The 12,537-nt window shown below is 53.7% G+C and carries 13 protein-coding genes; 9 read left to right on the top strand and 4 right to left on the bottom strand.

Features of this window, described 5'->3' with window-relative positions; genetic code table 11:
• Positions 1-4: 4 nt before the first annotated feature.
• On the top strand, positions 5-352 hold the full coding sequence (locus SYN_RS10925) for a hypothetical protein (RefSeq protein WP_011418192.1): 348 nt from the start codon (positions 5-7) through the stop codon (positions 350-352).
• A 23-nt stretch (positions 353-375) separates the two neighbouring features.
• Here SYN_RS10925 and SYN_RS10920 read toward each other — a convergent pair whose 3' ends face one another.
• Both SYN_RS10920 and SYN_RS10915 read right to left on the bottom strand, forming a co-directional pair.
• A complete protein-coding gene (locus SYN_RS10920) occupies positions 376-789 on the bottom strand; it encodes a 4Fe-4S binding protein (protein ID WP_011418191.1) in 414 nt (137 codons plus the stop codon).
• 156 nt (positions 790-945) lie between these two features.
• A complete protein-coding gene (locus SYN_RS10915) occupies positions 946-1,419 on the bottom strand; it encodes an alpha/beta fold hydrolase (protein ID WP_041585660.1) in 474 nt (157 codons plus the stop codon).
• A 424-nt stretch (positions 1,420-1,843) separates the two neighbouring features.
• Here SYN_RS10915 and SYN_RS10905 point away from each other — a divergent pair, with 424 nt between their 5' ends.
• From SYN_RS10905 to SYN_RS10875, 5 genes are all read left to right on the top strand, one after another.
• Complete coding sequence (locus tag SYN_RS10905) at positions 1,844-3,130, top strand: glycine/sarcosine/betaine reductase component B subunit (protein WP_011418188.1); 1,287 nt, start codon at positions 1,844-1,846, stop codon at positions 3,128-3,130.
• A 9-nt stretch (positions 3,131-3,139) separates the two neighbouring features.
• Entirely contained in the window at positions 3,140-4,447 is a 1,308-nt protein-coding gene (gene grdB, locus SYN_RS10900) for a glycine reductase complex selenoprotein B (RefSeq protein WP_083756489.1), read from the top strand.
• Positions 4,392-5,930: a glycine/sarcosine/betaine reductase complex component C subunit beta gene (grdC, locus tag SYN_RS10890; RefSeq protein ID WP_202943558.1), complete on the top strand. Its 1,539-nt coding sequence runs from the start codon at positions 4,392-4,394 to the stop codon at positions 5,928-5,930. Before grdB ends, grdC begins: the two co-directional genes overlap by 56 nt.
• A 5-nt stretch (positions 5,931-5,935) precedes the next feature.
• Positions 5,936-6,400, top strand: a complete 465-nt coding sequence (grdA, locus tag SYN_RS10880; protein WP_083756530.1) for a glycine/sarcosine/betaine reductase complex selenoprotein A — start codon at positions 5,936-5,938, stop codon at positions 6,398-6,400.
• A gap of 73 nt (positions 6,401-6,473) precedes the next feature.
• Positions 6,474-6,776: a GYD domain-containing protein gene (locus SYN_RS10875; protein ID WP_011418184.1), complete on the top strand. Its 303-nt coding sequence runs from the start codon at positions 6,474-6,476 to the stop codon at positions 6,774-6,776.
• A gap of 140 nt (positions 6,777-6,916) precedes the next feature.
• On the opposite strand, the gene SYN_RS10870 is transcribed toward SYN_RS10875, so the two are convergent.
• Together SYN_RS10870 and SYN_RS16825 are read right to left on the bottom strand one after the other, a co-directional pair.
• On the bottom strand, positions 6,917-7,393 hold the full coding sequence (locus tag SYN_RS10870) for a universal stress protein (protein WP_041585021.1): 477 nt from the start codon (positions 7,391-7,393) through the stop codon (positions 6,917-6,919).
• Between the two features lie 362 nt (positions 7,394-7,755).
• Positions 7,756-7,881 (bottom strand): hypothetical protein, encoded by a 126-nt coding sequence (locus tag SYN_RS16825; RefSeq protein ID WP_258165133.1) that lies wholly within the window; start codon positions 7,879-7,881, stop codon positions 7,756-7,758.
• 453 nt (positions 7,882-8,334) lie between these two features.
• Here SYN_RS16825 and SYN_RS10865 point away from each other — a divergent pair, with 453 nt between their 5' ends.
• The 3 genes from SYN_RS10865 (at position 8,335) to SYN_RS10855 (ending at position 12,524) form a co-directional block, all read left to right on the top strand.
• Positions 8,335-8,640: a PilZ domain-containing protein gene (locus SYN_RS10865; protein WP_011418182.1), complete on the top strand. Its 306-nt coding sequence runs from the start codon at positions 8,335-8,337 to the stop codon at positions 8,638-8,640.
• Between the two features lie 258 nt (positions 8,641-8,898).
• On the top strand, positions 8,899-9,369 hold the full coding sequence (locus SYN_RS10860) for a PilZ domain-containing protein (RefSeq protein WP_148202564.1): 471 nt from the start codon (positions 8,899-8,901) through the stop codon (positions 9,367-9,369).
• Positions 9,370-9,548: 179 nt separating this feature from the next.
• Entirely contained in the window at positions 9,549-12,524 is a 2,976-nt protein-coding gene (locus tag SYN_RS10855) for an insulinase family protein (protein ID WP_148202563.1), read from the top strand.
• The last annotated feature ends 13 nt before the right edge of the window (positions 12,525-12,537 follow it).

The raw sequence follows: 12,537 nt of genomic DNA, 5'->3' as shown, positions 1-12,537 counted from the left end.
TTCCATGGATACCTTGATTGCCTGGCTTTCAACTCATAACATCGTTCTGATGCTGGTGATTGCGGTTGCCGTGATGATCGCTTATTTTATCTTCAAAAGGCTGATGAAACTGGCCCTGCTCTGTTCTCTGGCGGCTCTGGGGGTTGCCGGGTATTTTTATCTGAAACAGCCGGGGAGAACGTGGAAAGACGTTGACGAAGCCTGGCGGAAGACCAGGACCTCAACGGTCAAGGTCGTAGAGACCGGCAGAAAAACCTACGAGAAAGGAAAGGATGTCTATCAGAAAGGGATGAAATTCTCCGACAGTCTGGATTCGCTGATGGGAAAAGAATCAGGCAAACAATCGGAATAAGAATCGGGATTTCAGGGCCGCATTCAGAATCCCAGGTTGATCTCCATGGCCCTTGCCGGGCAGGCGGTGACACAGATCCCGCAGCCGTTGCACAATTCCGGATCAAAAACGACCTTCATCGTTTCCCTGTCCATATGCAGGGCATCGGTGGGGCAGAAAGCGGTACAGGCGCCGCAGTGCACGCATTTGTCCGTATTCCGGCTCACGCTTTTGGAAAGGGGCTCGACGCGCAGTCCCTTTTCCTGCAGAAAGCTTATCCCCTGATCAAAGTTTTCTTTTTCTCCGCTCAGTTCCAGAACGATGACGCCCTCCCGACGGGGAAAGATCCTGGCCTTGAGAATATTGAATACAAGGTCATATTTCTTGACCAGTTGATAGATGATCGGCTGATCGACCACGCCGGCGGAATATCGGATGATAACCTTCTTGGAATACATGTCCCCGCGTCTCTCCTGAATTTGAAGTGGATTGCTTTATTGAATAATTCCCTGATTCTGTCAAGAGAATCATTGCCGGGTTGGGGATGATTGCCCCGAGCCGGCAATGCTCGCTTTTAATCCTGAAAAAAAAGAAATTTTGATGCCGGTCCTTTCCTACACCTCGAGAAGGGCATCCCAATCCATCGTGGAAAAGGTTCCATGCAGGGAATGGTCGTCATCGACTCGGTGATAGGCCAGGTTGAGAAAAACCTGTTCGGCGATCTTCCGGACGGGTTCCGGGGGGACAACCTCATCGCCGCTGCCGTGAAAGACGGCTGTCGGGATGGGAAGGTGCCGGGCTAAATACGGATCGAAATCGGGGAGACTCAGTGCCGGCGCCAGAAGAACAAGCTTCCTGACCCTTGTTTCCTGTTCGCAGGCGAAAATGGCGGCCATGAGTCCTCCGTAACTCGATCCCACCAGGATCAGATCAGATTCGCCCTCCAGTCGTTTATACAGGGTCTGCATTCTCTCCTGGAGGGAACCTGTGTAATCGCCGATGATCATGTCGGGATAACGCTCCCGGAAGTAGCGGCCTTTATCGCCCTGACCGCTGCTTTCCAGTCCGTGAATGAAAACGTGTTTCATGGCTGCCGTATCATCCTTTCTTTCTGTTTCGAACAAAAAATTTTTAGGCTTATTGCCCAACGAACTCTTATCCGCCCCCTCTTAGCACATACATCTCTTTTTCGCCAATATCTGGAGCCTCGCCAGGGAAAAGTCCCGTTTTTTTCCACCTCATTCACCATCCTTCCTTTCCCGGTGGAGATCTTTTATGTATCTGTATTTCGTAATTCTTTACATCTTGACACATCTGCCGCCGTACCTTATTCTGGTTTTAAATCTTACCGGCCGTATCGTGAAATCAGGGGACAGGAAAAAGGCTCGCGCCAGCAAAGGCAGGGAGGCGATTTCCTTACCGCCGTACCCGAGGGAAAGGGTAACCTGATGTTCACGGAATTGAGGGACGTTCCGAAGCTTCCCGTTTTTTTGAAAAAAGGGAGATTTCATCGTGTTTCTCGAACTGGGCCACATACCCATCGAAGAAATTGCCTGGGGGCGCAAGACCCTCATTGAAGGCAAAGTCCTTCAAATTTCAAGGGAAGAGCTTATCGAAGAAACAAAAGGGGACGATTACCGCATCGCCTCCGTCAGGGCGGATCTGGCCCGGCCCGACGAGAGTGTGCGTATCATTCCCGTCAAGGATGTCGTTGAACCCCGGGTCAAGGTCGAGGGGAAGGGAGGAGAGTTCCCCGGCTTGATTTCCGGTGTCGAGACCGTGGGAACCGGGCGGACCCATGCGCTCCGGGGGTGCTCCGTGGTCACGGCTGGGCAGATCGTGGGCTTTCAGGAGGGGCTGATCGACATGAGCGGTCCGGGAGCCCGATATTCTTCCTTTTCCCGATTTCTCAATGTCGTTCTGTCCATCGACGTCATCGCCGGGATCTCACCGCATCAGCACGAGGAAGCCCTGCGTCTGGCCGGTTTGCGCGCCGCCGTCTATCTGGGAGAGGCGGGTCGCGGTATCCGCCCGGACCGTATAGACCGGTTTGAACCGCGCCGGCTGTTTCAACGGCCGGGCTGCGCCTCCGATCTGCCAGGCGTGGTTTATCTCTATATGCTGTTGAGTCAGGGCCTGCTCCATGATACCTACCTCTACGGGCGCGACGTGAAAACCCTCCTGCCCACTCTTATTCAGCCCACGGAAGTCATGGACGGGGCTGTCGTCAGTGGAAACTGCGTTTCCGCCTGTGACAAGAACACAACATATCATCATCAGAACAATCCCATCATTTCCGAGCTTCTTCGTCGGGACGGCATCGATTTCCGTTTTCTGGGAGTCGTCGTCAGCAACAGCAACGTCACGCTCCGGGACAAGACGCGCTCCGCGGACTATGCCGTCAAACTTGTTGAATTGCTTGGCGCCGAGGGTGTGATCCTCTCCAAGGAGGGGTTCGGGAATCCCGATGCCGATGCCATGATGATATGCTCCGGACTGGAGGAAAAGGGGATACGGACCGTCATGATCACCGATGAGTTCGCCGGAGTTGACGGCGCGTCCCAGTCGCTGGCCGATGCGACCCCTCACGCCGATGCCGTGGTGAGCGTGGGCAACGCGAATGAGCGGATTTTGCTCCCGAACATGGATAAGGTGATCGGCGATATTCCGGTCATTGAAAAAATGGCAGGGGGTAAGAGCGGAAGTCTTTCCCGGGAAGGAATCCGGGTCGAACTGCAGGCTATTGTCGGCGCCACGAACGAACTGGGATTCGGGACGCTGTCCGCGCGTGGGGAATAGGAGACTGTCATGGCGGAGAGACGGAAAGCGGTTCACTATCTGAATCAGTTTTTCGGTCAGATCGGGGGAGAGGACAAGGCCGGCACGGAACCGCTCGTCAAAAGCGGCCCTGTGGGCCCAGGCGTCCTTTTTCAGGAGCTTCTCGGCGCAGAAGTGGAGATCGCGGCAACGGTCGTCTGTGGTGACAATTATTTCGGCGAACACATCGATGAAGCCACGGAGAGAGTGCTTTCCCTGATCAAGGGCTTCAACCCGGCTATCGTTGTTGCGGGTCCGGCGTTCAATGCGGGGAGATATGGAATTGCCTGTGGATCGGTCTGCGCGGCCGTGGTCGATCGGCTGGGCATTCCCGCCGTGGCGGGGATGCATCCCGAAAATCCCGGCGTGGACGCTTATCGGAAAACCGTTTATATCGTGGAAACGAAGGGCACGACGGCGGGGATGAGGGAAGCGGCGCTCAAAATGAGCCGACTCGTCCTGAAACTGGTAAAACGGGAGCCTCTTGGCTCTCCCGAAGCAGAGGGATATTTCTCCCGGGGGATTCGCCGGAATTTTTTTGCCGGCGAGACCGGGGCTGTGCGGGCGGTGTCGATGCTCCTGAAAAAATTGAAGGGGGAGTCTTTTTCCACGGAATATCCCATGCCCGTTTTCGACCGGGTCAGGCCACCGCCTCCCGTGGAAAAGACAGGTGAAGCTGTCCTCGCCCTGGTGACCAGCGGCGGGATTGTGCCCAAAGGAAATCCGGACCGCTTGGAATCCTCCAGTGCAACAAAATACGGAAAATACGATATCAGTGAGCGATCGCGGTTGACACCGGAAACCCATGAAACCGCCCACGGGGGGTATGATCCCACCTATGCCAACGCGGACCCGAATCGGGTTCTGCCTCTCGACGTGGCGAGAGACCTCGAACGGGAAGGGAGAATCGGCAGGCTCTATCCTTACTATTTCGCGACGGTGGGAAACGGCACATCAGTGGCCAGGGCGGTGCAGTTTGCCCGTGAGATCGCTGGAGACCTTATCCGGGACGGCGTCCGGGCCGTTCTTCTTACATCCACCTGAGGGACGTGCACGCGTTGCGGGGCAACGATGGTCAAGGAGATCGAAAGAGCGGGAATCCCCGCCGTCCATATCTGCACGATTGTACCCATTTCCAGGACGGTGGGGGCGAACCGGATCGTTCCCGCCGTTGCCATTCCCCATCCCCTGGGCGATCCCGCCAGGTCCCGGGAAGAAGAAAAGGCCCTGCGGAGGGCTCTGGTTGAGAAAGCCCTGCGGGCGCTGGAAACAGAAATCGAAGAGCAGACGGTTTTTTGAGAGGAAAGCGATGCCCGATCCCGTGATTCAGGCCTGTTCCTATATTCTCGTCCATGTGCCCGGCTTTGTCCGCTACGGATCGAAACCCAGCAGGGAAATCGCCGACAGTCCCGGCGCTGCCCTGTCCGTTCTTGAAAACCATCTCCGGATTTATGAAGACGCGGTGGCCTATCCCCCTAATCAGGTTTTTATCGGCAATCTCCACCCCGATAGCCTGAACGGCATCGAGCAGCCCTGGTACCGCCATCCTCTTTCCGACGCCTCCCGCTATGGCGTCTATGGCGAGATCATGCCGCAGGAAGAATTTCTCGGCCTGATGAAGCTCGCCGATGACTTCGACCTGATATGGCTTGAGAGAGAAGCCGCCCCGCTGCTTAGAGGGGCGCTTCAGTCTCACCCATTCTGGAAGGATTCGGATTTGGGAAAAATCGACGGTGGCGTTGATATGGAACACATCCATGAGCGGATTGAAAATAAGGGCTCGCTTCCTCTCTATTTTCGCGGAAGGATTGCCGGCTGCATCCACAGGCATCACGATCAGGACGACACCCTCAAGGCCCAGGTCCTGATGGAAAATCTCATGGCCAAGGCTTCAGGGGCTCTGGCGTTGAAACATCTCCTGAAAAAGGCGGATCTTCCGGCGAAAAACGTCGAACTTCTGCTCAACTGTTCCGAAGAGGCTGCAGGGGACCGGTATAACCGAGGCGGAGGCGGCATGGCCAAGGCCATCGGCGAGCTGTGTGGATGCGTTTCCGCCACAGGCTGCGACATCAAGGCTTTCTGTGTCGGTCCGCTCTATGCCCTTCTTTACGCGTTCAGCCTGGTCAAGGCGCGTGTGTTTCAGCGGGTCGCCGTGGTGGGAGGAGGATCGATGGCCAAGCTGGGGATGAAATTCAAGGGGCACGTCGCCAAAGGCATGCCCATCCTGGAAGATGTCCTGGGAGGAATCGCCTTTCTCGTGACCGGTGATGACGGCGAGAGCCCCCTGGTCCGTCTGGATGGCATCGGCAAGCACGACATCGGTTCCGGTTCGTCTCAGCAGAACATCATGGAATCGCTGGTTCTGAAGCCGCTCGACCGGATGGGGAAGAAGATCACCGCTGTGGACAGGTATGCCGTTGAACTGCAGAATCCGGAAGTGACCGTTTCCGCGGGAAGCGGCAATGTGCCCCTGACCAACTACCGGATGATCGGCGCCCTGGCAGTCTTGAGGAATGAAATCCAGCGCGGGGATATCGACCGATTTGTGCTGAAACACGGCATGCCGGGTTTTTCCCCTACTCAGGGGCATATTCCGGCGGCTGTCCCTTTCCTGGGGCATGCCGTTGACGCCATCAAGCGGGGGGAAATGAACAATGCCATGTTTATAGCCCGGGGCAGTCTCTTTTTGGGAAGGATGACCCAGCTTTCGGACGGCCTGTCCTTTTTCATCGAAAAGAATCCCGGGAAGCAGAAATCGACACGTTCAGAAAGGAAGGGATGAAAATCATGTTCAAGGGAAAAAGAGTGATCGTCTTCGGGGACAGGGATGGGGTTCCCGGTCCCGCCATCGCGGCGTGCATGAGGGCAGCCGGAGCAGAAGTGGTGATGGTTGCAACGGAATGTTTCGTCTGAACTTCGGCGGGTGCAGTGGACATGGAGATGCAGGCCACGATCAAAAAACTGGTGGATGATCTGGGAACCAGCGATCTGGTGGTGGTCATCGGGGCAGCCGATGCGGAGGTGGCTCAGGTTACGGCGGAAACGGTCACGTTCGGCGATCCGAGTTTTGCCGGTCCACTGGCAGGGGTCTCGTTGAGACTCCCCGTCTATCATATTCTGGAACCGGAGGTGAAGCAGGCCATTCCTCATGATATTTACGACGAACAGGCTGGATTTCTGGAACTGGTGGCCGACACGGAGGAGATCGGTAAAAGATTCAAGGAAATAAGGGGCAAGATCGGAATGGTCTGATGGGCGCTCCCTTATGTTGAAGATATTTCCGGTCTGATTTTAAAAATGGCGCAGTCAATGAAAGGAGGAAACCATGGGTACGTATGTCATGTTGACGAGGTTGTCGCCTGAGGCCGTAGCCAGACCGCAGTCGTTGACCGAACTCAATGAGCAGGTTGAAAGCCGCATTAAAAAAGAGTGCCCCGAGGTGAAGTGGATTGCCAATTACGCGGTTCTCGGGGGAGTCGACTACATCGATTTCTTTGAGGCTCCCGATGCGGATTCAGCGACAAAGGTCGCCCTGATCGTCCGCTCATTCGGTCACGCGACAACGGAGACCTGGATCGCCACACCATGGGACCGTTTCGTGAATCTGGTCTCGACTATCAAGACGTAGGGTTTCCGGAATCGGAAATTCCGGCCGTCATTTTAAGACATGTCTTCTGAAAAAGGAGCCACAGAGCGAAAAAACCGGGAAGTCGAACTCTTTCCCGGTTTTTTCCCCACTATGGCTTCTTAAGTGAAAATTCTTTCCTGTCAGTCGACAACGATGACTGACACATTTTCCGCGTGATTGATTATCTTACTGGAAACGCTGCCGAACATGAACTGTTTGACTCCCGAGACGCCCCGTCTCCCTGCAACGATGGTGTCATATCCTCCTTCCCCTGCCTCCATGAGAATATCACCCGCGACGTCAGTCTGCTGTCTGCGAAGGCAAACGGTGATGTTTTCGGATGGAAATCCTGCGTTGACAAGGGCTTTTTTTGCCTCATCCAGGAAGCCTTCCATGGCCGCTGTTTTTGCTTCCTCGATAACGCACAGATCCTTGATGTTCTCCTTCAGCAGGGGGTGCACTTCCGAAGGATCGCGCAGCTCGCAAGCCGCCGCGATATCCGGAACGATGCTCATCAGTGTGATCTGTGCGGCACAGTTTATGTTGTCAGCTACGAATTTTACCGCTCTCAAGGAGTTGCTCGATTTATCCAATGCCACCAGAAATTTCTTTGCCATTGCTTGTCTCCTTTCATTTATGGTCTTCAACACATCGTCTGCCAGTCCAACCTTTTCTTCCGGGCTTCCGCTGCTTCTAAATTAACGAATAATTTTCGACTATTCTAATGGATCATGAGCGGGTGTTCAAGACGAAATTCCCTGTCTTTCGCCAGAGCGGGTTTTCAATTTCCGCGTAGAGGGATATTTTTAATAGAAATCAAAAGCCCGTATTCAGGCAGATATCTCAAAGACAGGTTGTGATTGGCCGGCAATAAAAGTGCGGCTATAAAGAAGACAGTATGACAATGTGAATTCCTTCCTGTGAGACAGAGTGACCTGCCGGGAGCTGTTCTGGAATTTGAAAAGATACGAATGCCCGTTTACAGCTGGAGATAACGTTTGACGATAAGCATGCCGACGATGATTGCCGTCAAATACAGCGTCCAGTCAGGAATACTGTTCCAATAGAGAATTATCGTGTTGACAATCTCTCCCGTTGTTCTCATTTCTTCACCTCAATAAGAAAAATGAACTCGAAATCAACTTACGGTTATTCAATTACTGTTGTTATTTTATTTTGACCCGTCGTTATATTCAAGAGAAACAAAGTGATATAATTCATTTATTTTCACCGGAAAAGGGTGATGGATTTCGCTTGTCGCGTTCGTGACTTTACGCCAATTCCTTAGATGATAATACAGATTTTCAGGTATTGACCCATCATGAAACTCTGTTTTAATTTACGCATTCCGTTTTATCTCAATCGGAATTAAGACATTTCACTCCATCCAATCCGTTCTTTAAATGCGGATATCCGTTATTGCGTGTGATTGGGCCTGCTGTTGCGGTGCTTGTGCACAAGGGACGATGACATCCTTTTTTTCTCGTGTTCGCGTTCGTTGTTCGTTGTGGAAGCTTGATATCCGTCATATCACATAGTTGTCTTCAACAGGGGATTCATGAAAGAAAGAAGATTCTATCAGCGTTACACTCTCAGTGATGAGGAGAGAGATGCTTTGCAGGTTGAAGTTCATTTTGATGGGGTGCCGGTGCGCCTTGTGGATTTCTCGCTTGGCGGTTTGTGCGTTCTTTCAGAAAAATCTTACGATGTTGGGGATTTTATCAGTATTACAGTGAATTTGGGAAATCGGGGACGCATCGACTTGATTGGTAAAGTCGTTCGCGCAAACCGGATGGAAAAAAACTGGTCCGTGGCGATCGATTTATCGAAAAATTATAAACTCAATGTCCTGCGTAAGATATAAGATTTGATATTGAGGAGAAGCCGCTTTTCCGGAACCTCTGCACAATCAAACCCGAAAGAATAAATCTTAAATAATAAAGTAGCTTGTGACATTAGCCGTGCGTCTTTTGCAATTGAGGATCATGTTAAAACGATCTGTTTTCAATGATTGCCGGCGAAGACCTTATATTGTGCGACATTGGCTTCTTTAAACGGGCTGAGCGACAACAGAAATGCGACAGGAATTTCTTTTATCTTTCAGGGAGGGGCGGTAGAGGAAATGCAGAAAGTTCTGGTCAATGAAAAAGGCATGGCGTGGATCACATGCGAAAAATGCAGCCATACGTCAGGGATAGACGTAAGCCGGCTCAGCGATCGCGCTCCTTTTATCCGTTACAAATGCGTAAAATGTGATGCCGAGTTTGATGTGGCTTGTGAATTCAGGAAATCGTACAGAAAAGAAGTCCACCTCAACGGGGTCTTCATCCAGCAGCAACCCAGGGAAGACTACGCCGGCAGGATCGAGATTCTGGATATCTCGAAGACCGGGGTCAGGTTCAAAACCCGAGTGAAGTTTGATTTCAAGCCCGGCTATCTTTTAAAGCTTTCCTTTTCCCTTGATGATGCGAAGAAGACAAACATCAATCAGACCGTCGAGGTGAAATGGGTCAACGGTCAGCTGGTAGGAGGCGAATTCAGGAACCAGGACCATTGGACTTCGCAGCAGCTTGGTTTTTACTTCATGTCTTAGATCCGTCAGAAGCAGAATAGAAAAGGCGGGGAGGCACGTTTATCGCCGATCGGGCTTTCCCGAATCTTTTGACGATTTTCCAGCCATTCTCCCTTCTGTGTTTTTCCTTGACGGTCGGTTCAAAAAGATTTAACCAAGGCAAATTTCAGAAAAAATACAGAACAGAGGATACAGCGACGATGCATGAGACAGAAAAATGTCCGGAGACGACTCTGAAAGCCGGGGACAGGCTTCATGGTTTTCGAGTGCTGAGGGTTGAGCAGATCAGCGATCTTCGGGTGACGGCTTACGAGATCGAGCATGAAAAAACCGGGGCAAAAGTGCTCCATCTGCACAGCACGGACAGGGAAAATCTTTTCTCCATCGGTTTCCGCACGCCGCCGAACAATTCCACCGGCGTGCCTCATATTCTGGAACATTCCGTCCTGGCTGGTTCGGAAAAGTATCCGCTCAAGGATGCCTTCAACGAACTGGTCCGGGGAACCCTGCAAACCTTCATCAATGCCTTCACCTATCCGGACAAGACCATCTATCCCGTGGCCAGCCAGGTCAAGGCCGACTTTTTCAATCTCGCCCGCGTTTACACCGATCTGGTTCTTCATCCCCGCCTGCTGAAGGAGACTTTTTATCAGGAAGGCCATCATCTGGAGTTTGTCGATCCCGAGGACATCAACAGTGAGTTGACCATCTCCGGCATCGTGTACAACGAAATGAAAGGGGCCTATTCTTCGCCTGAAACGCTCATGTTCAAAGAGCTCCAGGAAAGCCTCTATCCGGATACGACGTATGCCTTCGACTCCGGGGGGAATCCCGAAAATATTCCAGCCCTGACCTACGAAGAGTTCAAAGCCTTTCACCGCCTCTATTATTCGCCGTCCAATGCCCGCTTTTTCCTCTACGGGAATATTCCGACGGCGGAGCATCTTGCCTTCCTGGAAGAGATGCTGGCCGGGTTTGACCGGACTCCGGTGAATTCTGAGGTGAGCAGCCAGCCCCGCTGGACCGCTCCATCGCGCGTCCATCAAGTTTACCCCATCGGGAGGGAAGAGCCACTGGCCGGCAAAACCTCCATCAATATGGCCTGGATGCTGACGGAAAATACCGATGACGAAACGGCCATCCTCCTGGAAGTCCTGTCGGGGATTCTGATCGGCAGCGCGGCCGCGCCGCTGCGCAAGGCGCTCATCGATTCCGGGCTGGGGGAGGATCTTTCTCCCGTCACGGGTATTGAAAGGGATTTGCGACAGCTGATGTTTGCCGTGGGCCTGCGGGGAAGCGATCCGGTGAAGGCAGAGGCCGTTGAAGCCTGCATCCTGAACACGCTGAAGGAAACGGTGAAGGAAGGGTTTGATCGGGAACTGATTGAAGGCGTTCTGCATCAGATCGAATTCCAGGGCAAGGAAATCGTCCGCAGTTCCTATCCTTACGGGATCGTACTGATGGGGCGGGCTTACCACACCTGGCTCTATGATGGCGATCCCCTTTCCGGGCTGAACTTCCCCAGGATTATTGAAAACATCCGCAAAAAATGGGCGGCCCAGCCGGATCTCTTTGAACGCCTGGCGCATACCTGGCTGCTCGATAATCCTCACTGCGTGCTGGCTGTTCTGGAGCCCAGCCGGACGGTTGCCGAGGAGCAGGAGGCTGAATTCCGGGAAAAAATGGCCGTCATGAAAGCCGGCCTGTCCGATCGGAAGCTGGAAGAAATTGGGGACAACGCGCGGAGTCTCCGTGAGTTCCAGAGCGAGCCGGACACTCCGGAGGCGGCGGCTTCCCTGCCCAAGCTCAAGGTGGCCGATCTGGAGCGGGGCATTGAAACAATCCCCACAGAAAAAAGTTCCCTTGAAGGCGTCCCCGCCCTGCTTCACGATCTCTTCACCAACGGGATCGCCTATGCAGAACTGGCCTTCGACATTTCCGCGATCCCCGAGGAGCTTCAGCCTTATCTGCCCCTGCTGGGCAAGATCACGAACAACATGGGGGCGGCTGGTTTTTCCTATGAGGAGATGGCCAAGCGGATCACGCTGAAGACCGGTGGCGTCGGCTGTTCCCTGAGCACCGGGATGACGGCCGACGGCCGGGGCTCCTGGCAGCGGATGATTTTCGGTGTTTGCGCTCTTCACCGGAATGTACCGGACGCGATCGGTATAATGAGGGATCTGCTGACGGATGGTGATCTCAGTCATGAAACCCGGATGCGCGATCTGCTTGCGGAGAAGAAGAATGGCCTCCATGCCGCCGTTGTGCCATCCGGCCATGCCTTCGCCCGGATGGCGGCGGGAGCGGGCCTTTCCCTGCCAGCCTGGCGTGATGAACAATGGCACGGCCGCACGCAGCTTCGTTTTGTCAGCCGCATGGCGGAAGAATTTCACGAGAAGCCCTCGGAACTCCAGGAAAAGCTGGCCTGTCTCCGGTCCCTGGTTTTCTGTCGCGACAGATTGCTGATCAATCTGACGGGGGATGAGGAAGGGCTTTCTATGCTGAGCGAACACATCAAACCCCTCGTCAATCGCCTGACAACAGGCGTCAAGGAGCAACCCGGAAACCTCCGTGGGAAAAAGTCGGTTTATGCCGGCATCACGATCCCCGCGCAGGTGTCTTACGTCGCCCGGGTCATGACTGCTCCGAACTTCAAGCATCCCCTTACACCAGTCCTGCTTGTACTGGCTCGTCACCTGTCCAATGGCTATCTTTACAAGCACATCCGGGTTCAGGGGGGCGCTTATGGGGGGATGTGCCTGTTCGATCCCGCAGGCGGTCTGTTTTCCTTCCTGTCTTATCGGGATCCCCGCATCGTGGAGACCCTGGAGATTTATCAGGAGGCCATGGCCTTCATTACCGAGAGAAAACTGGCGCCGGAAGAAATGGAAAAAGCGATTATCGGCACAATAGGCGGACTGGACAGACCCCTGGATCCGTCCAGTCGGGGAACGGTGGCCATGATGCGTGAACTGGCCGGTATAACCGACGACGATCGCCGGAGATTCCGGGAGGCCATTCTGGATGCGTCAACGGGCAGCCTGCAGGAAGCCGCGATCGAGTATTTCGGAAGGATGAAGAAGGAAGAGGGCGTTGCCGTTTATGCCTCGGAGGATTCCCTGTCCGCTGCCAATGCGCGCCTTCCACGGAAACTGGATATTGAGCCGCTCGTTTAGAGAGTTGTCGAAG

It is taken from the genome of Syntrophus aciditrophicus SB (genome assembly GCF_000013405.1).
In the GTDB taxonomy this organism is placed as follows: domain Bacteria; phylum Desulfobacterota; class Syntrophia; order Syntrophales; family Syntrophaceae; genus Syntrophus; species Syntrophus aciditrophicus.
Note: the sequence above shows the minus strand (reverse complement) of the source record. Positions and strands in the feature narration are given on the sequence as shown.

Coding starts and splice junctions, on each gene's coding strand:
- SYN_RS10925 (WP_011418192.1), top strand. CDS start 5: ATGGATACCTTGATTGCCTGGCTTTCAACTCATAACATCGTTCTGATG.
- SYN_RS10920 (WP_011418191.1), bottom strand. CDS start 789: ATGTATTCCAAGAAGGTTATCATCCGATATTCCGCCGGCGTGGTCGAT.
- SYN_RS10915 (WP_041585660.1), bottom strand. CDS start 1,419: ATGAAACACGTTTTCATTCACGGACTGGAAAGCAGCGGTCAGGGCGAT.
- SYN_RS10875 (WP_011418184.1), top strand. CDS start 6,474: ATGGGTACGTATGTCATGTTGACGAGGTTGTCGCCTGAGGCCGTAGCC.
- SYN_RS10870 (WP_041585021.1), bottom strand. CDS start 7,393: ATGGCAAAGAAATTTCTGGTGGCATTGGATAAATCGAGCAACTCCTTG.
- SYN_RS16825 (WP_258165133.1), bottom strand. CDS start 7,881: ATGAGAACAACGGGAGAGATTGTCAACACGATAATTCTCTATTGGAAC.
- SYN_RS10865 (WP_011418182.1), top strand. CDS start 8,335: ATGAAAGAAAGAAGATTCTATCAGCGTTACACTCTCAGTGATGAGGAG.
- SYN_RS10860 (WP_148202564.1), top strand. CDS start 8,899: ATGCAGAAAGTTCTGGTCAATGAAAAAGGCATGGCGTGGATCACATGC.
- SYN_RS10855 (WP_148202563.1), top strand. CDS start 9,549: ATGCATGAGACAGAAAAATGTCCGGAGACGACTCTGAAAGCCGGGGAC.